Genomic DNA, 18,977 nt, shown 5'->3' with positions numbered 1-18,977 from the left:
GAGGCGGGTCCTCCCCCGGACGTACGGAAAGACTACTTCGCCCGCTACCTCATCCCCAGACCCGGCATCGCAGGAAGCGATGCCGGGCCTCGCCGTATCGCGGGCCTGCCCCCTATCTCACAAGGCCGCGATAGATGACGGGCAGGGCTGCGGGCAGCCTGCCGATGTGGCTGACGACGGCATAGCCGTTCTGGCCGAAGATCGTCGGCACATAGGACTTCGCCTCGCGGTCGACGGTCACGCCGAACACGTGGACGACGGAGCGGCGTGCCTCGCCGACGGCGCGGCGGCTGTCCTCGAGCGCGAAGCGCCCTTCGTAGTGGTCGACGTCGTTCGGCTTGCCGTCGGTCAGCACGATCAGGAGCTTGCGGCGGTTCGGCCGCTTGACGAGGCCGGCCGTCGCATGGCGGACGGCGGCGCCGATGCGGGTGTAGTAGCCGGGCTTCAGCGCCGCGATGCGCGCTTCGACCGCGCCGCTCATTGCCTCGCCGAAGGCCTTGACCGTCTCGACCCGCACCCAGTCGCGCCGGCGGGAGGTGAAGGTCAAGATCTCATACGCATCGCCGCAGGCCGACAGCCCGTGCGCGAGAACGAGCAAGGCCTGCTTCTCGACATCGAGCACGCGCTGATTGTAGAACCAGGCGTCGGTCGAAAGCGAAACGTCCACCAGGATCGTGACGGCAAGGTCGTGCGCCTGCGGGCGGCTCATCATGTGGATGCGATCGCTACCCTGCCCGCCAGCCTTGAGGTCGGTGCGGGCGCGCACCACGGCGTCGAGATCGAGATCGGCTCCGTCGATCTGCGCCCTCAACATCTCGTGACGCGGCCGCAGCACCTCGAACTGGCGGCGGACACGGCGGATCAGGCTCTTCGTCGCCGGGTCCGCCTCGCCGACCGTGCTTTCCGCCGATGCAGGCGCCGCGAGCACGCGGCAATGATCCTTGAGATAGCTGGCGCTGCGGTAGTCCCATTCGGGATAGGTAAGCTCAGCCGTCAGCGGCGTCCGGTCGAGCGCTTCCGGCGGCAGGTCGAGGTCGAAGCGGAAACGCGCGGCCGGACGCCCCGGGCGATCGCCGAGCGTCATGTCGTCGAGCTCGTCCGCCGCTTGGGCGTCGTGATCGTCGCTGTCGTCGGCCGGACGGTCGACATTGACCATTTCGGCCATGGCGAGAATCTTCTCGAAGCGGTTGAGGATGAAGGGGCTCCGGTCCGACCGCCGCTGATCCTCGCGGGTGGCGATGTGGCGCGTCGTTTCGGCCCCCTCTGCCCTGCCGCCGCGGCTGGCCGGCTCGTCCTCGCCTTGCCGCCTCTCCGTCTCTTCGCGCAGGAGCACGTCCGGCCAGAGCGGCACGGGCAGCATGGGAAGGTAGCCGGCCGGCGCGTGGCGCGGAAAGATGACCGGCATCGCCTCGTCGATCTGCCCGGAACCGGTCTTCAGCATGTGCAGGATGCGATTTTCAACATGCTGCTCGACCGCGGGAAGCGCCCGCTTCTGCCGCGCGCCGAGCACCGCCCTTGAGAGGCGGCGATAGCGCGGACGCAGCGCCGGGTAGGTGGCGAGCACCAGGTTCACCGTGGCTTGCGCGCGAGCAAGGACCGCGAGATCCCGGGCAAGAGGATCGCCTTCGACGACCGGCGAAAGCGGCATGAGCGCCATGGTCGCCGCCAGCCAGAAATAGAGGTCGCGATTGAGGCGCCGCGAGGGAAAGAGATCGATCTCGGCCGGCAGCATCAGCGTCGCGTGGTCGCGCGCCGGCTGCACCAGCTTCTCCTCGCCGAGCCCCATCCGCTGGCGAAGTCGCAGCCGGTGCGCCGACGTGCGGCCGCGCGCCGGCGCGATCTGCACCGCCCGCTCTCCGCCAAGCCCGCGGAAATAGACGGCAAGCACGGCCTGAACCTCGTCGAGCCGCACGGCCTCGTCCGGGAAGCGCGGCCAGGTTCGCGTGTTGCCGATGAAGCGATGCCAGACGCGGCCGACCGTCTCTTCAAGCTCAAGGAAATCCAGCATGTCGGTTCCTTTTTTTCGCATTGGAGCGGGATGCGGGCGGAACACCGCACACCCCATTCCTCATCCCGCTCAGTCTCTTCTTCTGTGCATGTCCTGCACCGCTGCGCACTTTTGGGCGACATGCACCAGCGGTAAAGTTTGTTTTTGCAGCATTTGTCCGACGTCAGGTGATTCCACCTGACTGCAAACTGCTTTAGCGAATGATCGCGTCGGCTATCTCGATCAGCGCCGCCTTGACGTCCGGCTCATCGGTCAACGGCTCGATCATCGACGAAAGCACGGCGTCACGCAGCGACAGGCCGCTGTCGACGAGGCTCGCGCAATAGGCGATGAGGCGCGTCGAGACGCCCTCCTCGAGATCCTGGCCCTTCAGTGCCCGCAGCCGATGGGCGAGGTCGACGAGCGGCGCGACACGGGCCTCGTCGAGACCGCTTTCCTCCGCCACGACGGCAATCTCGCTAGCCCTCGGCAGGAAATCGAACTCGATCGCGACGAAGCGCTGGCGGGTGCTCGGCTTCAGTGTCTTGAGGAGGTTCTGGTAGCCGGGATTGTAGGAGACGACGAGCATGAAGCCCGGGGGCGCCTCGAGCACTTCGCCGGTGCGCTCCAAGGGCAGGATGCGCCGGTCGTCGGTCAAGGGATGGAGCACGACGGCAACGTCCTTGCGCGCCTCGACGATCTCGTCGAGGTAGCAGATGCCGCCCGCGCGCACGACCCGCGTCAGCGGCCCGTCCACCCAGACGGTGTCGCCGCCTTTCAAAAGATAGCGGCCGGTCAGATCCGCTGCGGCGAGGTCGTCGTGGCAGGAAACCGTCGACAGCGGAAGGCCGAGCTTTGCCGCCATATGGGCGACGAAGCGCGTCTTGCCGCAACCGGTCGGGCCCTTGAGCAGCAGCGGAAGCTGGCGGATCCAGGCGCTTTCGAAGAGCGCGCATTCATTGCCCGACGGCGAATAGGCCGGGATGTCGTAATCGGGAAGAGTGTTTTTGAGCGCGATGTTCATAGGGGGTACTCCGTTATCGCATAAGGGACGGGGGCCGGCCGCGGCGGCCGGCCCCATGGTCTCATTCGGCGGGCTGGACGGCCTGGTTGAGGGCAGGAGTGCGGCTCCTGCCGGGGACCAGCACCGCCCAGATGAACATCAGGGCCGAGACGAGCACGACGGCGCCCGAGCCGAGGCGGATCCAGTAGAAGAGCGCGAGTTGCTCCTGGACCGCCATGAAGCTCTCGCCGAGGACGCGCTGCAGGTGGACCTGGACGACGCCGGCAAAGGTGAGGGCGAAGGTCATGACCGACATGGCGGTGCACATGGCCCAGAAGCTCGCGATCGACAGCCACTGGTTATAGGGCGCCCGCCCCTTGATCTCCGGAATGGCGTAGGCCATCACGGCGAGGTTGAGCATCACATAGGCGCCGAAGAAGGCGAGATGGCCGTGCGCGGCGGTGACCTGCGTGCCGTGGGTGTAGTAGTTGACCGACGACAGCGTGTGCAGGAAGCCCCAGACGCCGGCGCCGAAGAAGGCCATCACCGAGCAGCCGATCGACCAGAGCAGCGCCGCCTTGTTCGGGTGCTTGCGGCCGGCCTTCCAGGTCATGACGAAGGTGAAGACGACCATGGTGAAGAAGGGCGCGACTTCGAGCGTCGAGAACAGCGAGCCGATCCACTGCCAGTAGCCCGGGGCGCCGATCCAGTAATAGTGGTGGCCGGTGCCGAGGATGCCGGAGAAGAGCGCCAGGCCGACGATGACGTAGAGCCACTTCTCGACGACCTCGCGATCGATGCCATTGAGCTTGATCATCAGGAAGGCGAGCACCGACGCCATGATCAGTTCCCACACGCCTTCGACCCAGAGATGGACGACGTACCACCAATACATCTTGTCGAGCGCGAGGTTCATCGGATTGTAGAAGGCGAAGAGGAAGAAGATCGCCACACCCCATAGGCCGAAGATCAGGATGTTGGTCACCGTGGTCTTACGGCCCTTGAGCACCGTCAGCGTGACGTTGAAGAGGAACATCAGCGCCACGACGACGATGCCGACCTTGATGGCGAAGGGCTGTTCGAGAAATTCGCGGCCTTCATGGATATGGAAGAGATAGCCGACGACGGCGACCGCCGCGGCCACCAGGAAGAGCCAGAACTGCGCGACCGCGACCTTCGTGCTGTAGAGTTCCGTCTCCGTCTCTTCCGGCAGCAGGTAATAGGTGGCGCCCATGAAGCCCATCAGGAGCCAGACGATCAGCGCGTTGGTGTGCACCATGCGCACGATGTTGAAGGGCAACAGTTCGGAGAGCGTGTTGGGCAGAACGTAGATCGTGCCGGCGAAGACGCCGAACAGGACCTGGGCAAGGAACAGGCCGAGCGCACCGTAGAAATACAGCATCGCGACCTTCTGGGTTTGATATTTCATGTCTTATCTCCTTGTCCCGCCATTCTCAGCCCGCCTCGTTCGGCGGCCAGTTCTGGGTCTTGATACGGCTCGTCCATTCGAGGAAATCGGCAAGGTCGTTGAGTTCCTGCTGGGTGAGATTGAATTGCGGCATCTGCCGCCGCCCCTCGACACCGGAGGGCTGTGCCGCCATCCAGGACTTGAGCGTCTCACGAGCGCCGTCGGGATCGCTTTCGCCGCCCCAGCGCTTCCAGACGTTGCCGAGCTCCGGCGCGAAATAGGCGCCTTCACCAAGCAGGGTATGGCAGTTGATGCAGGAGTTCTTTTCCCAGACGTGCTTGCCGCGGGCGACCGACGCCGTCAGCGTCGTCTCGTCCGTCGACTCGGTTCTCATGTAGTAGTGACTGTGGGCCGTGAGCCCGACGAAGATCACGAAGAAGAAGATGGAGCCGCCGTAAAAGACGTTGCGCGCTCCTGTCTTGGTAAGGCGTTCTGCCATCCCATGGTCCTTTCCATTCCGGGAGGCTGCGAAGTGCGGTCCGGCTTGAACAAATCCTCAACCGGTAGGCGCAGGAGCCAAAATCCCCGCCCCCCGGCAAACGCGATCCTTTCTAGGGATCCGGAGCGCGTTTTCTTTGCGTTTCGGCAAACAAGTGCGAAGAGGGTCTCAACCGCCGAGCGGAACGGCCGCGATGAGCGCTTTTGTCGCAGCGGCGAGAGCGAAAAGCACCGGCCAGGCGAGAAGGCCGATGCGCAATGCGCGCGGCCCGGCGCGCAGACCGAGAAAGTCGAGCACCACCAGACGGGCCTTGAGCACGGCGAGCGCCAACAGGGCGGCGGCGAGAACAAGCGGAACGACCGGCTCCGCCGTCCACCGCGAAAGCAGAACGCCTGCGAGCACCATGACCACGAGGCTCATGCAGGTCTTTTTCAACTGTGTCGGACCGCTGTCGCTCATGGCGCTCACACCAGATAGAGGATGGGGAACATGACGATCCAGACGAGGTCGATCACGTGCCAGAGGGTCGTCACGAGCTCGACATTGGCCGGACGCGGCCGCCAGGCGACGACGAGGAGGACGAGGCCGACGAAGGCGACGTGGACGAGATGAAAGCCGGTCAGCATGAAATAGAGTTCGAAGAAGGTCCGAAACTCCGCCTCACCGGCGAATCGGAGCTCGGTGTCGTACTCGTAGATCTTGATGGCGACGAAGGCGAAGCCGAGGAGTGCCGCCAGCACCAGCGCCCGGCGACGCGTCGCGAGGGGCGTGTCCTTGCCCGCCGCGATCGCCGCCTGCCAGCCGCTCGTCAGAAGGACGAGCGTGTTGAGCCCGGCGATCGCCGGCTTCAGATGCAGGCGGGCAACGGAGAATGCCTCGGGGTCGATCAGCGAGGCTACCAGGAAGGCGCCGATGAGAATGCCGAACGCGGCGAGCTCGCTCCAGATCAGCACCCATAGAATGAAGGTGTCCGTTTCCTCTTCGCCGGCCACATCGGCCGCCACTGCGTGTCGCATGCCGCACCTCCGCACAATTTCACCGAAGCGGATAGGCGAAAGGCGCCGCCGCTTCTTTGCGCCCGATCAAAGACCGGCGCAGGCGGACCGCTATGCTCCGTCGAAAAATGGAGATCGCCATGAACGACGCACAGATCGGCCTCTCGGTCGCCACCCCGATCATCATCATCTTCGCGCTCGTGCTTTATCGGATGGGCGTGCTGCAGCGCACCGGCACCGTCGCCGCCGTGCTCGCATCGGTCGCCTGCGCCGCGGTGCTCTTCATCGATCGATGAAAAGCGTGGGGGAGGTGACGGTCGAAAATGCCGCGTTGGATTGAGCGGGATGAAACGAGGTCGCCGCTCTCCCCGGGTTTGCCCCTCTCCTCGGGTTAAACCCCGAGGACTAACCCTCTCCCCGCAGGCGGGGGGAGCGGACTTAGGCAGCGCGGCATACCCCTTCTCCCCGCAAGCGGGGAGAAGGTCGCGGCAGCGGGAGGAGGGGCCGACGCCGCACGCAAACGGACACTGAGGCTGGACCACGATGCTGCAATTCCTTCTGGCGCTTGCCGTCTTTCTGCTGCTCCATTCCATTCCGGCAATGCCGGCCGTCCGCGAGCGTCTGATAAGCCGGCTCGGTCGGACGACCTATTTCGCGCTCTATTCGCTCGTCTCCATCCTCGTGCTCGGCTGGGTGTTTTACGCGGCACTCAACGTCGACTTCATCCCGCTATGGGAGTCTGCGGCCCGGCAGGCCTGGGTGACGCTCGTCGCCGCGCCCGTGGGCATCTTCCTCGTGCTCGCCGGCCTCCTCAGCACCAACCCGCTGTCGGTCTCCGTCCGCCAGGGCGCAAAACCGGGCGCGATCGTCGCGATCACCCGCCACCCGGTGCTCTGGGGCTTTGCCCTCTGGGCGCTCGGCCACCTCGTCGCGAATGGCGACCTGCGCTCGCTCATCCTCTTCGGCGGCTTCGCGCTGTTTTCGCTCGGCAGCATACCGATGCTGGAAAAGCGCGCGCGGCGGCGGCTCGGCGAGGAATGGCCGAAGCGGGCCGCGGCGACAGCCGTCATGCCTTTCGCAGCGCTCCTTTCCGGACGCGCCCGTCTTTCAGGCGATGCGCCGCTCGCGCTGGCAGCCGTGGCGACAGCCGCCCTCACCTGTTGGCTTCTTGCCGGCGGTCACGCCGCCCTGTTCTACGCCGACCCCTTGCTGCTGGCGACGGCGTTCTGAAGACCTGTAGCTGACGGGCGACAAGCCCCCTCCCCAACCCTCCCCACAGGTGGGAGGGGCTTCGGCGCACGCGGCGATGGCCTGCCATTTCCGCCCCTCATGCTGGGCACAAGGGTTGAAATGGAGCCGGGACGGTGCAGCAGGGAAGCCCCTCCTACCTGTGGGGAGAGGTTCTTTTGCCGGTTCACCCATTTACAGGCGACGGCCGCTACGGGTCCCACGCCGTCGCCAGCGGCTTGATCGGCAGGCCGAGGAGGTCTATCGCGCGGGCGCCGAGGTGGTCGACGATGTCGTCGATGTCTTTCGGGCGGTGATAGAAGGCCGGCACCGGCGGCATGACGATCGCGCCCATTTCGGTGACTGCGGTCATGTTGCGCAGGTGGCCGAGATGGAGCGGCGTTTCGCGCGTCATCAGCACGAGTTTCCGCCGCTCCTTGAGATGCACATCCGCCGCCCGCACGATGAGATTGTCGGCGAGACCCGCGGCGACCGCCGCGAGCGTGCGCATCGAGCAGGGCGCGACGATCATGCCGGCGGTCGGGAACGAGCCGCTGGCCGGCGCAGCACCGATATCGTCGGCGGGGTAATTGCGATGGGCGCGTGTCAGCAGGCGATGGAGCGCATCGGAGCCGACCTCGTGGAGGAGCGTTCGCCTGGCGGCGTCGGAAACAATGAGGTGCGTCTCGACGAGGGGAATTTCCGCAAGCCGCTGGACGATCCTAAGCGCCAGCGCCGCTCCGGAGGCCCCGGTGACGGCGACGACGACGCGCGCCCTGGTCATGGTCGCTCCTCCAGCCCGAGTTCCCGCCAGATTTCATCGACCCGGCTCACTATCTCCGGCGGCATGTCGAGGACGCGCCCCCACTCGCGCTCCGTCTCCGGCGCGAGCTTGCGGGTCGCATCGAGCCCGAGCTTGCCGCCGAGCCCCGGCTTCGGCGAGGCGAAGTCGAGATAGTCGATCGGCGTGCCGTGAAGAATGGTGACATCGCGGCTGGCGTCGAAGCGGGTCGAGAGCGCCCAGATGACGTCGGCCCAGTTTCTGACGGCGATATCCGGGTCGACGGCGACGATGAGCTTCACGTAGCTGAACTGCGGCAGCATCGACCAGAGCCCCAGCATGATCCGCTTCGCCTGGCCCGGATAGCGCTTGTCGATGGAGACGACCATGGCCCGATAGGAGCATGCTTCCGGCGGGAGATGCAGATCGACGATCTCCGGGAACTGGCGCCTCACGAGTGGCAGGAAGAGCTCCGCCATCGCCTCGCCGAGCCTCGACGGCTCGTCTGGCGGCCGGCCGGTATAGGTCGAGAGATAGAAGGGCGCGCGGCGCAGGGTGATCGCCGAGAGCGTCATCACGGGAAAACGCTCGACGGAATTGTAATAGCCGGTGTGATCGCCATAGGGGCCCTCCGCCGCCGTCTCCTCGGCCGAGACGAGGCCCTCGAGGACGATCTCCGCGGTCGCCGGGATCGAAAGCGGCACGGTGAGGGCCGGCGCGAGTTGCGGCCGCTCGGCTTTCAGGAGCCCCGCGAAGCTGAGTTCGCTGATGCCCTCGGGAAGCGGCATCACGGCGGCGAGGATCGTCGCCGGGTCGGCCCCGATGGCGACGGCCACCGGCATGGCTTCGCCGCGCTCCCGCCACAGGCGATGGTGGCGCGCGCCGCCGCGATGGGCGAGCCAGCGGATGATGAGCCGGTCGCGCCCGAGCACCTGCATGCGGTAGATGCCGACATTGACGTCGCCCGGGTCGTCCGGCGCCCGGGTGATCACCAGCGGCCAGGTGACCAGCGGCGCCGGTTCGCCGGGCCAGCACCATTGCACCGGCAGGCGCGCGAGATCGAGCTCCGCACCGCGCCACACCCTCTCCTGCACGGGCGGCCGCGTGACGTTTCGCGGCCGCATGGCGAGCGCCGCCTTGAGCATCGGCAGCTTGCTCCAGGCGTCCTTCAGCGAGTGCGGCGAGCGTGGCTCGCGCAACTCCGCCAGCATGTCGGCCAGGGCCGGCAGGCCGCCGGTCGAAAGCCCCAGGCCCCATTCGATCCGCTCCCGCGTGCCAAAGAGATTGACGAGCAGCGGGATGTCCAAGACACGGCCGGCGGCGTCGACCGGCTTCTCGAAGATGACTGCCGGCCCCTCGGCCGCAAGCACGCGCCGGTGGATTTCCGTGACCTCGTGCACGAGGGAAACGGGCCGCGCAATGCGGCGCAGGCGGCCGCGCCGCTCGAGCATGGCGGCAAAATCCTGGAGCCCGGAAAAGCGGCGTGTCGGTAGCTCTCTCTCATTCATGCGAGCGTGTCTCGCCCGCGAAAACCTTCCTGTCTTTGCGCTGGCTCAAATTGCCGCACGGGCGTTGCCGCTAGGCTCGCCCCCATACTGCCGAATCGTCATTTGCGCAAAGGCGAGAGAAATGGAATTCCCGCGTCCGCTGGCCGCACCGCTTGCCCTCCTGCCGATCCCGATCGTCGAGGGCGCCGTCAAGCTCATGTTTTCAAGCCTCATGAAGCGCCATCCAAAGCTCTTCGACAGGCTTGGCGAACACAGAGCGAAACGTTACGCCTTCCGCCCGACCGACCTGCCGCTCGTCTTCCTGGTGGAGCCGGCACGCCCGGCAATCACGCTGATGCGCAGGCAGGCGAACCCGCCGGCGGACGCCCTGGTGGAGGGCTCGCTGTTCCGGCTGCTGACGCTTCTCGAGGGGCGTTCGGACGCCGACGCCCTATTCTTCGCCCGCTCGCTCACCGTCACCGGAGACATGGAGGCAATGCTGGCGCTGCGCAATGCGCTCGACGGTTCTGAGATCGACCTGCCGCGCGATCTCGGGGCGGCGGCGGGGCCCTTCGCCCCGCTCTTCAGCCGGGCGGCCGCCGCGATCCGCCGCCGGGCACTTGCCGGGGAGAATGCCGCATGGAACTGATCTGCCCTGCAGGCACTCCGGCAGCCTTTCGCGAAGCGGCCGATGCGGGCGCCGATGCGGTCTATTGCGGCTTTCGCGACGAGACGAACGCGCGCAACTTTCCCGGGCTCAACTTCTCGCGCGAGGAACTCGGCGAAGCGATCGCCTACGCCCGGCGCAGGGATACCAAGACCTTCGTCGCGCTGAACACCTTCATGCGCGCCGGCCACGAGGAGCTGTGGTATCAGGCGGCCGCCGACGCCGTGCGCGTCGGCGCGGACGCGCTCATCCTTGCCGACTTCGGCCTCATGGCCCATGTCGCCGAAACCTATCCCGAGCAGCGGCTCCACGTCTCCGTGCAGGCCTCGGTGTCCAATCCGGACGCGGTGAACTTCCTCGTAGAGGCCTTCGGCGCCAAGCGCGTCGTCTTGCCACGCACGCTGACGATCGCCGACATCGCCCGGCTCGCCCGCCAGGTCCGTTGCGAGATCGAGGTTTTTGCCTTCGGTGGGCTTTGCGTGATGGCGGAGGGCCGCTGCTCGCTCTCCTCCTACGCCACCGGCAAATCGCCCAATATGAACGGCGTCTGCTCGCCGCCAAGCCATGTGCGCTACCGCGAGGACGGCGGCGATCTCGTCTCTGAGCTCGGCGCCTACACGATCAACCGCTTCCCCCGGGAAGAAGCCGCGGGCTACCCCACGCTTTGCAAGGGCCGGTTCGACATCGCCGATGCCCGCGGCTACGCATTCGAGGACCCGGCCTCCCTCGACGTGATGGGTGAGATCGACGCGCTGCGCGAAGCCGGCGTCTGTGCGCTCAAGATCGAAGGCCGTCAGCGCGGCAAGGCCTATGTCGGCGAGGTGGTCGCCACCTTGCGCAAGGCGCTCGATGCAAGGCCAGAGGACCGTCCGGCCCTCCTCGCCCGGCTGAGGCTCCTGAGCGAAGGCCAACGCACGACCTGCGGCGCCTATGAGAAACGCTGGAGGTAGCGCGAATGGACGCCCGCAAACCCACGCTCAGCCTCGGTCCGGTGCTTTATCTCTGGGACGGCCCCAAATGGCGGGACTTCTATTGCCGCATCGCCGACGAGGCTCCGGTGAGCCATGTCGTCATCGGGGAAACCGTCTGCTCGAAGCGGCTGCATTTCACCGAGCCTTTCCTGGTCGACGCGATCGATCGGCTGGAATCGGCGGGAAAGCAAGTCATCCTTTCGACATTGGCGCTGGTGACGCTGGAGCGCGAAAGCCACTATGTCCGGGCGTTGGTCGCCGACAGCCCCTATGTCGTCGAGGCGAACGACCTCTCCGCGCTGGCCCTGCTCGAGGGTCGCGCTCATGCGGTCGGGCCGCTCGTCAACGTCTACAACGCGGCGACCGCGCGCTTGCTCGCGCGGCGCGGTGCGACGAGCATCTGCCTGCCACCCGAACTGCCGGCAAGCTCGATCGACGCGATCGTTTCGCAGACGCCCGGCATCGCCTTCGAGGTGCTCGCCTTCGGGCGCATGCCGCTCGCGATTTCCGCGCGCTGCGCCCATGCGCGGGCCAAGGGGCATATCAAGGACAATTGCCAGTTCGTCTGCGGGGAGGACCCGGACGGCCTGCCGGTAAAGACGCTCGACCGCCAATCCTTCCTTGCGCTCAACGGCGTCCAGACCGTCTCCTTCACCTGCCAGGCCCTGCTTACGGAACTGCACGAGCTCGCCTTCCAGGGCGTGCAGCGCTTTCGGCTTTCGCCGCAGGACTGCGACATGGTGGCGGTCGCCCGCCTCTATGAAGACGTCATGGCGGGGCGCATGGATGCGGAGGACGCTCTCCAGCGGCTCCGGCAGGCCTACCCGGCGGCACCTCTCTCCAACGGCTTTCACCACGGGCGGGAGGGTGCCGCCTGGATCGCCCGTGCACGCAACATCGCACATGGAGCAACATGAGAGCGAATGACCCCACGCCTCGGATCGCATCGCCGCAGGCCGACGAGGAAATCCGCAACGCGCTCCTTCGCATTCGCGGGGCGATCCTCGGCAGCGCCATCGATTGCCACTGCCGAGACCGCGTCGACGCGGCGCTGCGGCACGTCGAACAAGAGGAACGAGCCCGGATCGCCGAACGCCTGCTCGCCGCCGCCTGCAAACAACGGCGGCAGATCGAGGCGCTGCTTTTGTTGCTAGGCGACTTCAATCCCGACGACGGGCGTCCGGACGACGGCATGATCGCGGAAGCGAGCCTGCTCTTCGGCGACATCGCCGCCGCCGCAGAGCTGGGCGCGAACCTCTTGCGGCAGGCGCGTCAGTTCCGCTTCGCGCCGGAGGCGCGGGAGAATTCGAATAGCGCTGCCGCCCCGCATCGATCGACGGAGGCCGACGGCTCGAAAGCGTGATGGAAGGAGTGTCACGAATGGACATCTCGAAACACAACCGCCGCCGTGATGCGGTGCGCGACATTGCACTCTCGCAATCCGCCGCGCTCGGTGAAATGAGCTCCCTTCTCGAATTCCTGCAGGAAGATGCAAGCCGATTGGACGGCGGCGAGCGCCGCCCCTCCGCAATCTTTCACGAGGCGGCGCGGTCCTCGAGATCACGCTGACCCGCGTCGAGCGCGTTGTGGGCGGCCTGCATCATGTCGATATCATGCGTGTGGCTGATGACCGCCAGTTCCTGCATCAGGTCACCGATGATGAGGTCAACCCGCCGGGGAGCGGCCGTTTCGTCTTGCATGACGCACGCTTCGAGCTGCTCGAACGATCCCCCCAGCGCACGGTAGAGTTCGAGAGCCGAAAGCAAGAGCTGTCTCTGGCGCTCGGAAAAATCGCTGACCGACGCCTCCCCGGCGCAGGCCGCCATCAGGCGAACGGCTTTGTTCTGGAACTCACTCATCCCGGTGGCCCAAACTCGATGCCGGCAACGGCTCAAATCAACGAAAGAACTTGTAATAGGAAGCAATCTGCGCCGCCGTATTCGACGACAGCTTGAGTTTGACGCCGATCCGGTCGCCCTTGTTCCACCGCACGATACCGGTCAGCAGGCCGAGTTCTTCGCTGCGTATCGTGACCTCGTTCCCGGTGCGGGCGCCGATGTCGAAAAACAGTTGAAAGCAAATTCCCTCTTCGGAAAGATCCTTGACGATCCCGTTGCTCGATCCGGTCTTGCAACTGACGTTGCCGGTGATCCTGGTCTGCGTTCGCGGAGAAACGCGCTCGACGCTGTCCTTGTATGCCATAGCTACCTCGCCGATCTCCATCGAGAGATATTATCCTCGTCTGAAATGTAAATAACGCCCAATATTTATGTGCCTAAGCATTAGTATGACTAATACTATAAATTACTTACTACTCCTTTAATGGGGCTCTCGCTCTCTGACAATTTTTTGAAGACCCTCACAGACCGGCATGGGCCTCGTTCATCGCCCGCCGCAACTCCTCGATCGCCGAAGCCGAAGGCAGAATTTCCCCCTCCAGTTCCGGCGGCACCTTCCAGCCGGGATCGACGCCCTGCATGTTCGGCAGCTCGTGGGCAATACCCTTGTGGCAATCGATGCAAGTTGCCTTTCCCGGCAGCAGATAGCGCGTGTGTATCTCGGCGGCGCGCTCGGTCTGCTTGGAAAGGTCCATGGCCACCGAAGAATGGCAATTGCGGCATTCGAGGCTGTCGTTCGCCTTGAGCCGCGCCCATTCGTGCTGGGCAAGCTCCAACCGCTTCTCGAGGAACTTCTCGCGCGTGTTGATGGTTCCGAAGATCTTGCCCCAGACTTCCTTCGAGGCCTGCATCTTACGGGCGATCTTGTCGGTCCAGTCGTGCGGAACATGGCAATCCGGGCAGCTCGCCCGCACGCCGGAGCGGTTGGTGAAATGGATCGTGCGGGTCAGCTCCTGATAGACATTGTCCCGCATTTCGTGACACGAGGTGCAGAAGGTCTCGGTGTTGGTCAGCTCCAGTGCCGTGTTGAAAGCGCCCCAGAACATGACCCCGCCGACGAAACCTCCGAGCGTCAGGAAGGCGAGGCTGAGCGTTGCGGCCGGGGTGCTCAGCACCCTCCACACCCAAGCAAGGAGGCGCTTTATCCGTGCCATGCCTATTGTTCCCCCGCCTGCTTGACGCCCAACTCGCTCATGTCCCTGAAGGTATTGCCGACGAGTGGCTCGGCATCGGCCTGCGGCACATGGCAGGCGGTGCAGAAATAGCGCCGCGGCGACACGTCCGCGAGCATCTGGCCCTCCCGGGTCATGTAATGCGTGACGCTGATCATCGGGGCGCCTGACTCCTGCGTCAGTTCCCGCTTGTGGCAGGAGAGGCAGCGGTTGGTATTGACCGACAGCTGGTAGCCCTCGATCGAATGGGGGATCACCGGCGGCTGGTCCGGATAGGCGCGTTCCTTGCGGACGTCGTCGACCACCCATTTCGGGATCGGCTTCGCCTCCACCTCGCCCATCTCCTGCTCGGGCCCGGAGGGCGCCGGCACCCTTTCGCCCGGCGCCATCTGGGCGATCGCCCCGGTTGCGATGAAAAGGATCGCCAACAGCACCCCGAGCATCGATCCGGGGCTTCTGATCATGCGACAGAAACGATCTTGACCGCGCATTTCTTGAAATCCGTCTGTTTGGAGATGGGGTCGGTGGCGTCCAGCGTCACCTTGTTGATGAGCTTGCTGGCGTCGAACCAGGGAACGAAAATGACGCCGGGGGGCATGCGGTTGCGGCCCCGCGTTTCGATGCGGGCGCGGATTTCGCCGCGGCGGGAGACGATCCTGACCTCCGCGCCCTGATTGATGCCGCGCTGCCTGGCGTCGTCGGCATTCATGAAGCAGACCGCGCCGGGGAAGGCCCGGTACAATTCGGGCACCCGCATCGTCATCGAGCCGGAATGCCAATGTTCGAGCACCCGGCCGGTGACGAGCCAGATACCGTATTCCTCGTCGGGCGGCTCGGCCGGCGGCTCGTAAGGCACGGCGAGGATCACCGCCCTGCCGTCCGGGCGGCCGTAGAATTTCACCCCCTCGCCCGGCTTCACATAGGGATCGTAGCCCTCGCGGTAACGCCAGCGCGTCTCCTTGCCGTCGACGACCGGCCAGCGCAGGCCGCGTTCCTCGTGATACCGGTCATAGGGCGCGAGATCGTGCCCGTGACCGCGGCCGAAGGAGGCATATTCCTCGAAGAGTCCTTTCTGGATGTAGAAGCCGAAGGCCTCGGCCTCGCGGTTGGCGTACTCCTTGTTGATCTCGCTTGCCGGGAAGCCGTCGACATTGCCGTTCCTGAACAAGACGTCGAAGAGGGTCTTGCCCCGGTAGCCGGGATTGGCGTCGAGGATGTCGGCGGGCCACACCTCGTCGGTGGTGAAGCGCTTGGAGAATTCCGCGATCTGCCAGAGATCGGACCGCGCTTCGCCCGGCGCGTCGACGAGCTGGTGCCAGACATGGGTGCGCCGCTCGGCATTGCCGTAGGCGCCCTCCTTCTCCACCCACATGGCGGCCGGCAGGATCAGGTCGGCGCTCATCGCCGTGATCGTCGGATAAACGTCCGAGACGACGATGAAGTTGTCCGGGTTGCGATAGCCCTGATAGGTTTCGTTCCCAGTATTGGGCGCTGCCTGGACGTTGTTGTTGACCTGCACCCAGTAGAAATTGAGCTTGCCGTCCTTCAGCATCCGGTCCTGCTCGACGGCGTGATAGCCGGGCTTTTCCGGAATGAGCCCGTGGGGCACGCGCCAGATCTCCTCAGCGTGCTTGCGGTGCTCGGGATTGGTGACGGTCATGTCGGCCGGCAGCCGGTGGGCGAAGGTGCCGACCTCGCGCGCCGTGCCGCAGGCAGAGGGCTGCCCCGTCAGCGAGAAGGGGCTGTTACCCGGCTCGGAGATCTTGCCGGTCAAAAGATGCAGGTTGTAGACCATCTGGTTGACCCAGACGCCGCGCACGTGCTGATTGAAGCCCATGGTCCAGAGCGACATGACCTTGCGGTTCGGATCGGCATAGAGATCGGCCAACTGCTCGAGGAAGCCGGCCTCGACGCCGGTGAGCTCGACCACCTTGTCGAGCGTGTACTCCGACACGAACGCCTTGAAGCTCTCGAAGTCGCTCGGGGTCATCTTGGCGGCGTCCTTGGCGTTGACCGCCTTGGCCTCGAGCGGGTTGTCGGGCCTCAGGCCGTAGCCGATGTCGGTCGCGCCGACCATGAAGGTCGTGTGGTTCTTGACGAACGCCTCGTTCACCCGGCCCGTCTGGATGATGTGGTTGGCGATGTAGTTGAGAATCGCGAGGTCGGTGCCGGGCTTGAAGACGATCGGGACATCGGCGAGATCCATGCTGCGATGGGTGAACGTCGAAAGCACCGCCACCTTCACATGCTCGTGCCCGAGCCGCCGGTCGGCAAGACGCGTCCACAGGATCGGATGCATCTCGGCCATGTTCGAGCCCCAGAGCACGAAGGCGTCTGCGTGCTCGAAGTCGTCGTAGCAGCCCATCGGCTCGTCCATGCCGAAGGTGCGCATGAAGGCATAGGCCGCAGACGCCATGCAATGGCGGGCGTTAGGGTCGAGGTTGTTGGAGCGGAAGCCGGCGCGCATCAGCTTGGTGGCGGCGTAGCCCTCGAAAATCGTCCACTGTCCCGACCCGAACATGCCAACGGCGGTCGGGCCCTTCTCCTTCAGCACCCGCTTCGCCTGTGCGGCCATGACGTCGAAGGCCTCGTCCCAGCTCACCGGCTCGAACTCGCCGTCCTTGGCAAAGTCGCCGTTGCGCTTGCGCAGGAGCGGCGTCTTCAGGCGGTCGGCGCCGTACATGATCTTCGACAGGAAGTAGCCCTTGATGCAGTTGAGGCCACGGTTGACCTCGGCCTGCATGTCGCCATGGGTGGCGACGACCTGTCCCTCCTTGACGCCGACCATGACGCCGCAGCCGGTGCCGCAGAAGCGGCACGGCGCTTTCGACCACTTTATCTGCAGCGCGTCGACGCCGCCCGGCACCGGCTGTGCCGACGCGGGCAGCGCGATGCCGGCGGCCGCCGCAGCGATGCCGGCAGCATGGGCTTTAAGAATGTCACGCCGCGTCAATTCGCCGGTCATCGCTCTTTCTCTCCTCTATTGCGTCAGAGGGCGCCGAGGGCGCTGAACCCTGCGCCCTTTCCTCGTCGCGCGCCGTTTCGACATGCTCGAACACCATGCTGGCCGCCACCACGCCGGGAAGCGCGGAAATCCGCGACAGGCATTCGCCGAGCATGCCGGTGCTCGTTCCTTCGATGACCACAACGATCTTGCCGTCCTGGTGGCCATAGACCTCGACATTGTTCATTCCGGAGAGCGCCTCGAGCACGCTCTCCTTCATCGCCGGCACGACGGCGACAACGGCGCTCGAAATATGGTAGCGCGCCTCGGCGTCAGGCATCGGCCGCGTCCCCGCTTCGCTCGGCGAGCGCGATCGCGCCGACCGGACAGATGTCGATGCAGGCGCCGCAACCGCTGCAGCGGTCGCCGTCGACCTCCGGGAGGAACGGGCCGCCGGCCCGCGGGCGGAAGCCAATCACCTGTTCCGGACAGACGTCGCGGCAGGACTGGCAGTCGACCTTGTTTCTCGCCAGGCAGCCGTCGCCGACGACCGCGAGATACGGAACGGCCCGGTCCGCCTGCGCCGCGACGGCACTGCGCCCGAACAGGAGGTTGCGTCTTGAGATTGTCGCCGGCGCTGTCATTGCAGCCTCAATGCGCTGCCGGCGGCCCCGGTGGGCCGAATACGAGCTGGAACATCCAGACGAGGAAGCCGTAGCCGCCGACGACACCGACGGCCACGAGCGGCCAGATGCCGAAGGCGAGAATCAAAAAGGTGAGGATTTCCCTGCGCCCCCCCGATCGCGGCGCCTGTTGCGACGATAACTCGGACACGCGAACTCCTCCCCATGAACCGCGACCATAGTAACAATCCTTTTCACGAAAGAAAGAGAAATAAACATAACTTCCATATTCAAGAATTATAATAACATTTGTCAATTCAACGGGTTGTTCGCCCTATAGAATTCTTGGGGACGGCGTCCAGGCGCGGGTCAGAGACAGTTTATACTTTCATGAAACGGAATGCTCGGCAGACCCCACGCGAGTGGACCCAAGTGTCGTCGTCGGCCGCGCCGGACAGGCGCGACATTCCCCGTGCCCACGCGAAGACGATCGTTGCCCTCGCGGCTTCCACTTTCGCTTCGGTCGACCAAGCCAGAGCGCGATGGTGGCACATTCACGCGAACTTTACGATTTTAGGTAGCAATGCGGCGCCGACGCACGTGAAGAGAACCTGTTGACTTACGCGCCTTGTCGAATTATGACTGACGAAATTCAAAAATCGTCACTCGTTACAAAATGTGGGTAAGGATGAGCGATCTCAAGGAAAGCGGCGTCGACACGGCCAGGCAGGAAAACATCACGCGGATCCTCGATTCGGCGGAGCGCCTCTTCCGCCATTACGGCTACGCCAAGACGAATGTCGCCGACATCGCCCGCGACCTCGACATGTCGCCGGCGAATATCTACCGCTTCTTCGCGTCGAAGACCGAAATCCATCAGGCGCTCTGCGCCCGCATGCTGGCCGCGAACTATCAGCAGGCCTTTGAGATTTCGCGCCTGCCCTTGAGCCCCACCGAACGGCTCCGGCGCTACGCGCATGCGCAGCACAAGCTGACCGTCGAAACCATGCTCGACGAGCAGAAGGTCCACGAGATGGTCGTCGTGGCGATCGAGCGCGAATGGCATGTCATCGAAAAGCACATCGACCGCATCGACCAGCTCCTGGCCGGGGTCATCCGCGAGGGAATCGAGGCCGGCGAATTCGCCGAGCAGGACCCTGAGGTCGCGGCCCGGTGCTTCGATGCCAGCCTGATCACCCTGTGCCATCCGCAGATGGTGGCGCAATGTCTTGCGAAGCAGAACCGCGCGACGCCTGACGAGCTGATCGAATTCGCGATCAAGGCACTGAAGAAATAGTCGAAGAAATACGAGCGG

At 65.0% G+C, this 18,977-nt stretch carries 22 protein-coding genes and 1 pseudogene; 7 read left to right on the top strand and 16 right to left on the bottom strand.

Annotated elements, in window-relative coordinates; all coding sequences use genetic code 11:
- Nucleotides 1-112: 112 nt before the first annotated feature.
- The 6 genes from ATB98_RS26155 to ATB98_RS26130 form a co-directional block, all read right to left on the bottom strand.
- The gene (locus ATB98_RS26155) at nt 113-2,008 is read right to left on the bottom strand and encodes a nitric oxide reductase activation protein NorD (protein ID WP_066879074.1); all 1,896 of its coding nucleotides are present in this window, start codon (nt 2,006-2,008) and stop codon (nt 113-115) included.
- Nucleotides 2,009-2,201: 193 nt separating this feature from the next.
- Nucleotides 2,202-3,011, bottom strand: a complete 810-nt coding sequence (locus ATB98_RS26150; protein ID WP_066879071.1) for a CbbQ/NirQ/NorQ/GpvN family protein — start codon at nt 3,009-3,011, stop codon at nt 2,202-2,204.
- A 61-nt stretch (nt 3,012-3,072) separates the two neighbouring features.
- Complete coding sequence (locus tag ATB98_RS26145) at nt 3,073-4,419, bottom strand: nitric-oxide reductase large subunit (protein WP_066879067.1); 1,347 nt, start codon at nt 4,417-4,419, stop codon at nt 3,073-3,075.
- Nucleotides 4,420-4,444: 25 nt separating this feature from the next.
- Nucleotides 4,445-4,897 carry a c-type cytochrome gene (locus ATB98_RS26140; protein WP_066879064.1) on the bottom strand — a complete coding sequence of 151 codons (453 nt, stop codon included), beginning with the start codon at nt 4,895-4,897 and terminating at the stop codon, nt 4,445-4,447.
- A 168-nt stretch (nt 4,898-5,065) separates the two neighbouring features.
- Nucleotides 5,066-5,356, bottom strand: a complete 291-nt coding sequence (locus tag ATB98_RS26135) for a cytochrome C oxidase subunit IV family protein (RefSeq protein ID WP_066879062.1) — start codon at nt 5,354-5,356, stop codon at nt 5,066-5,068.
- Between the two features lie 5 nt (nt 5,357-5,361).
- On the bottom strand, nt 5,362-5,913 hold the full coding sequence (locus ATB98_RS26130; RefSeq protein WP_066879059.1) for a cytochrome c oxidase subunit 3: 552 nt from the start codon (nt 5,911-5,913) through the stop codon (nt 5,362-5,364).
- A gap of 119 nt (nt 5,914-6,032) precedes the next feature.
- Between ATB98_RS26130 and ATB98_RS29255 the strand changes: the two genes are divergently transcribed.
- Both ATB98_RS29255 and ATB98_RS26125 read left to right on the top strand, forming a co-directional pair.
- Nucleotides 6,033-6,188, top strand: a complete 156-nt coding sequence (locus ATB98_RS29255; RefSeq protein WP_153435843.1) for a hypothetical protein — start codon at nt 6,033-6,035, stop codon at nt 6,186-6,188.
- Between the two features lie 247 nt (nt 6,189-6,435).
- Nucleotides 6,436-7,122: an NnrU family protein gene (locus tag ATB98_RS26125; RefSeq protein WP_066879056.1), complete on the top strand. Its 687-nt coding sequence runs from the start codon at nt 6,436-6,438 to the stop codon at nt 7,120-7,122.
- Between the two features lie 208 nt (nt 7,123-7,330).
- Here ATB98_RS26125 and ATB98_RS26120 read toward each other — a convergent pair whose 3' ends face one another.
- Nucleotides 7,331-7,903, bottom strand: a complete 573-nt coding sequence (locus ATB98_RS26120; protein ID WP_066879054.1) for a UbiX family flavin prenyltransferase — start codon at nt 7,901-7,903, stop codon at nt 7,331-7,333.
- Nucleotides 7,900-9,408 carry a UbiD family decarboxylase gene (locus tag ATB98_RS26115; RefSeq protein ID WP_066879052.1) on the bottom strand — a complete coding sequence of 503 codons (1,509 nt, stop codon included), beginning with the start codon at nt 9,406-9,408 and terminating at the stop codon, nt 7,900-7,902. The genes ATB98_RS26120 and ATB98_RS26115 overlap by 4 nt, the downstream gene beginning before the upstream one ends.
- A gap of 121 nt (nt 9,409-9,529) precedes the next feature.
- Here ATB98_RS26115 and ubiT point away from each other — a divergent pair, with 121 nt between their 5' ends.
- Genes ubiT through ATB98_RS26095 form a run of 4 tightly spaced genes read left to right on the top strand, consistent with a single transcriptional unit; the run spans nt 9,530 to nt 12,388 of the window.
- Nucleotides 9,530-10,036 (top strand): ubiquinone anaerobic biosynthesis accessory factor UbiT, encoded by a 507-nt coding sequence (gene ubiT / locus ATB98_RS26110; protein WP_066879050.1) that lies wholly within the window; start codon nt 9,530-9,532, stop codon nt 10,034-10,036.
- On the top strand, nt 10,027-11,004 hold the full coding sequence (gene ubiU, locus ATB98_RS26105) for a ubiquinone anaerobic biosynthesis protein UbiU (protein ID WP_066879048.1): 978 nt from the start codon (nt 10,027-10,029) through the stop codon (nt 11,002-11,004). The genes ubiT and ubiU overlap by 10 nt, the downstream gene beginning before the upstream one ends.
- A gap of 5 nt (nt 11,005-11,009) precedes the next feature.
- Nucleotides 11,010-11,942: a ubiquinone anaerobic biosynthesis protein UbiV gene (gene ubiV / locus ATB98_RS26100; protein WP_066879046.1), complete on the top strand. Its 933-nt coding sequence runs from the start codon at nt 11,010-11,012 to the stop codon at nt 11,940-11,942.
- Complete coding sequence (locus ATB98_RS26095) at nt 11,939-12,388, top strand: hypothetical protein (RefSeq protein ID WP_066879044.1); 450 nt, start codon at nt 11,939-11,941, stop codon at nt 12,386-12,388. Before ubiV ends, ATB98_RS26095 begins: the two co-directional genes overlap by 4 nt.
- Nucleotides 12,389-12,560: 172 nt before the next feature.
- Here ATB98_RS26095 and ATB98_RS26085 read toward each other — a convergent pair whose 3' ends face one another.
- The 8 genes and pseudogenes from ATB98_RS26085 to napE all read right to left on the bottom strand — a co-directional run bounded on the left by ATB98_RS26085 (nt 12,561) and on the right by napE (nt 17,873).
- Nucleotides 12,561-12,884 (bottom strand): hypothetical protein, encoded by a 324-nt coding sequence (locus tag ATB98_RS26085; protein WP_066879040.1) that lies wholly within the window; start codon nt 12,882-12,884, stop codon nt 12,561-12,563.
- Nucleotides 12,885-12,921: 37 nt separating this feature from the next.
- Complete coding sequence (locus tag ATB98_RS26080) at nt 12,922-13,227, bottom strand: PilZ domain-containing protein (RefSeq protein ID WP_066879038.1); 306 nt, start codon at nt 13,225-13,227, stop codon at nt 12,922-12,924.
- Nucleotides 13,228-13,384: 157 nt separating this feature from the next.
- Nucleotides 13,385-14,077 (bottom strand): cytochrome c3 family protein, encoded by a 693-nt coding sequence (locus ATB98_RS26075; protein ID WP_066879036.1) that lies wholly within the window; start codon nt 14,075-14,077, stop codon nt 13,385-13,387.
- 2 nt (nt 14,078-14,079) lie between these two features.
- Complete coding sequence (locus ATB98_RS26070; RefSeq protein WP_066879169.1) at nt 14,080-14,538, bottom strand: nitrate reductase cytochrome c-type subunit; 459 nt, start codon at nt 14,536-14,538, stop codon at nt 14,080-14,082.
- Nucleotides 14,539-14,555: 17 nt separating this feature from the next.
- On the bottom strand, nt 14,556-17,060 hold the full coding sequence (gene napA / locus ATB98_RS26065; protein ID WP_066879034.1) for a periplasmic nitrate reductase subunit alpha: 2,505 nt from the start codon (nt 17,058-17,060) through the stop codon (nt 14,556-14,558).
- Nucleotides 17,061-17,103: 43 nt separating this feature from the next.
- Nucleotides 17,104-17,379 (bottom strand): annotated as a pseudogene (locus ATB98_RS26060) (chaperone NapD); the annotation flags it as partial.
- Complete coding sequence (locus tag ATB98_RS26055; RefSeq protein ID WP_066879031.1) at nt 17,372-17,683, bottom strand: 4Fe-4S dicluster domain-containing protein; 312 nt, start codon at nt 17,681-17,683, stop codon at nt 17,372-17,374. The pseudogene ATB98_RS26060 and the gene ATB98_RS26055, both read right to left, overlap by 8 nt.
- Before the next feature lie 7 nt (nt 17,684-17,690).
- Nucleotides 17,691-17,873, bottom strand: coding sequence for a periplasmic nitrate reductase, NapE protein (napE, locus tag ATB98_RS26050; RefSeq protein ID WP_066879029.1), 183 nt, complete (start codon nt 17,871-17,873; stop codon nt 17,691-17,693).
- Nucleotides 17,874-18,350: 477 nt separating this feature from the next.
- On the opposite strand from napE, the gene ATB98_RS26045 reads away from it, so the two are divergent.
- Nucleotides 18,351-18,959, top strand: a complete 609-nt coding sequence (locus ATB98_RS26045; protein WP_066879166.1) for a TetR family transcriptional regulator — start codon at nt 18,351-18,353, stop codon at nt 18,957-18,959.
- Nucleotides 18,960-18,977 lie beyond the last annotated feature (18 nt).

Source organism: Sinorhizobium saheli, assembly GCF_001651875.1.
Lineage (GTDB): Bacteria > Pseudomonadota > Alphaproteobacteria > Rhizobiales > Rhizobiaceae > Sinorhizobium > Sinorhizobium saheli.
This window is presented reverse-complemented; position numbering and strand designations above follow the sequence as displayed.

Bases quoted from the DNA above. Each gene is read 5' to 3' on its own strand.
- ATB98_RS26080 (WP_066879038.1), bottom strand. From the start codon at position 13,227: ATGGCATACAAGGACAGCGTCGAGCGCGTTTCTCCGCGAACGCAGACC.
- ATB98_RS26055 (WP_066879031.1), bottom strand. From the start codon at position 17,683: ATGACAGCGCCGGCGACAATCTCAAGACGCAACCTCCTGTTCGGGCGC.
- ATB98_RS26045 (WP_066879166.1), top strand. From the start codon at position 18,351: ATGAGCGATCTCAAGGAAAGCGGCGTCGACACGGCCAGGCAGGAAAAC.
- ATB98_RS26120 (WP_066879054.1), bottom strand. From the start codon at position 7,903: ATGACCAGGGCGCGCGTCGTCGTCGCCGTCACCGGGGCCTCCGGAGCG.
- ATB98_RS26155 (WP_066879074.1), bottom strand. From the start codon at position 2,008: ATGCTGGATTTCCTTGAGCTTGAAGAGACGGTCGGCCGCGTCTGGCAT.
- ATB98_RS29255 (WP_153435843.1), top strand. From the start codon at position 6,033: ATGAACGACGCACAGATCGGCCTCTCGGTCGCCACCCCGATCATCATC.
- ATB98_RS26075 (WP_066879036.1), bottom strand. From the start codon at position 14,077: ATGGCACGGATAAAGCGCCTCCTTGCTTGGGTGTGGAGGGTGCTGAGC.
- ubiU (WP_066879048.1), top strand. From the start codon at position 10,027: ATGGAACTGATCTGCCCTGCAGGCACTCCGGCAGCCTTTCGCGAAGCG.
- ubiV (WP_066879046.1), top strand. From the start codon at position 11,010: ATGGACGCCCGCAAACCCACGCTCAGCCTCGGTCCGGTGCTTTATCTC.
- ATB98_RS26115 (WP_066879052.1), bottom strand. From the start codon at position 9,408: ATGAATGAGAGAGAGCTACCGACACGCCGCTTTTCCGGGCTCCAGGAT.
- ATB98_RS26140 (WP_066879064.1), bottom strand. From the start codon at position 4,897: ATGGCAGAACGCCTTACCAAGACAGGAGCGCGCAACGTCTTTTACGGC.
- ATB98_RS26085 (WP_066879040.1), bottom strand. From the start codon at position 12,884: ATGAGTGAGTTCCAGAACAAAGCCGTTCGCCTGATGGCGGCCTGCGCC.
- ATB98_RS26125 (WP_066879056.1), top strand. From the start codon at position 6,436: ATGCTGCAATTCCTTCTGGCGCTTGCCGTCTTTCTGCTGCTCCATTCC.
- ATB98_RS26070 (WP_066879169.1), bottom strand. From the start codon at position 14,538: ATGCTCGGGGTGCTGTTGGCGATCCTTTTCATCGCAACCGGGGCGATC.
- ATB98_RS26135 (WP_066879062.1), bottom strand. From the start codon at position 5,356: ATGAGCGACAGCGGTCCGACACAGTTGAAAAAGACCTGCATGAGCCTC.
- ATB98_RS26145 (WP_066879067.1), bottom strand. From the start codon at position 4,419: ATGAAATATCAAACCCAGAAGGTCGCGATGCTGTATTTCTACGGTGCG.
- ubiT (WP_066879050.1), top strand. From the start codon at position 9,530: ATGGAATTCCCGCGTCCGCTGGCCGCACCGCTTGCCCTCCTGCCGATC.
- ATB98_RS26130 (WP_066879059.1), bottom strand. From the start codon at position 5,913: ATGCGACACGCAGTGGCGGCCGATGTGGCCGGCGAAGAGGAAACGGAC.
- ATB98_RS26150 (WP_066879071.1), bottom strand. From the start codon at position 3,011: ATGAACATCGCGCTCAAAAACACTCTTCCCGATTACGACATCCCGGCC.
- napA (WP_066879034.1), bottom strand. From the start codon at position 17,060: ATGACCGGCGAATTGACGCGGCGTGACATTCTTAAAGCCCATGCTGCC.
- ATB98_RS26095 (WP_066879044.1), top strand. From the start codon at position 11,939: ATGAGAGCGAATGACCCCACGCCTCGGATCGCATCGCCGCAGGCCGAC.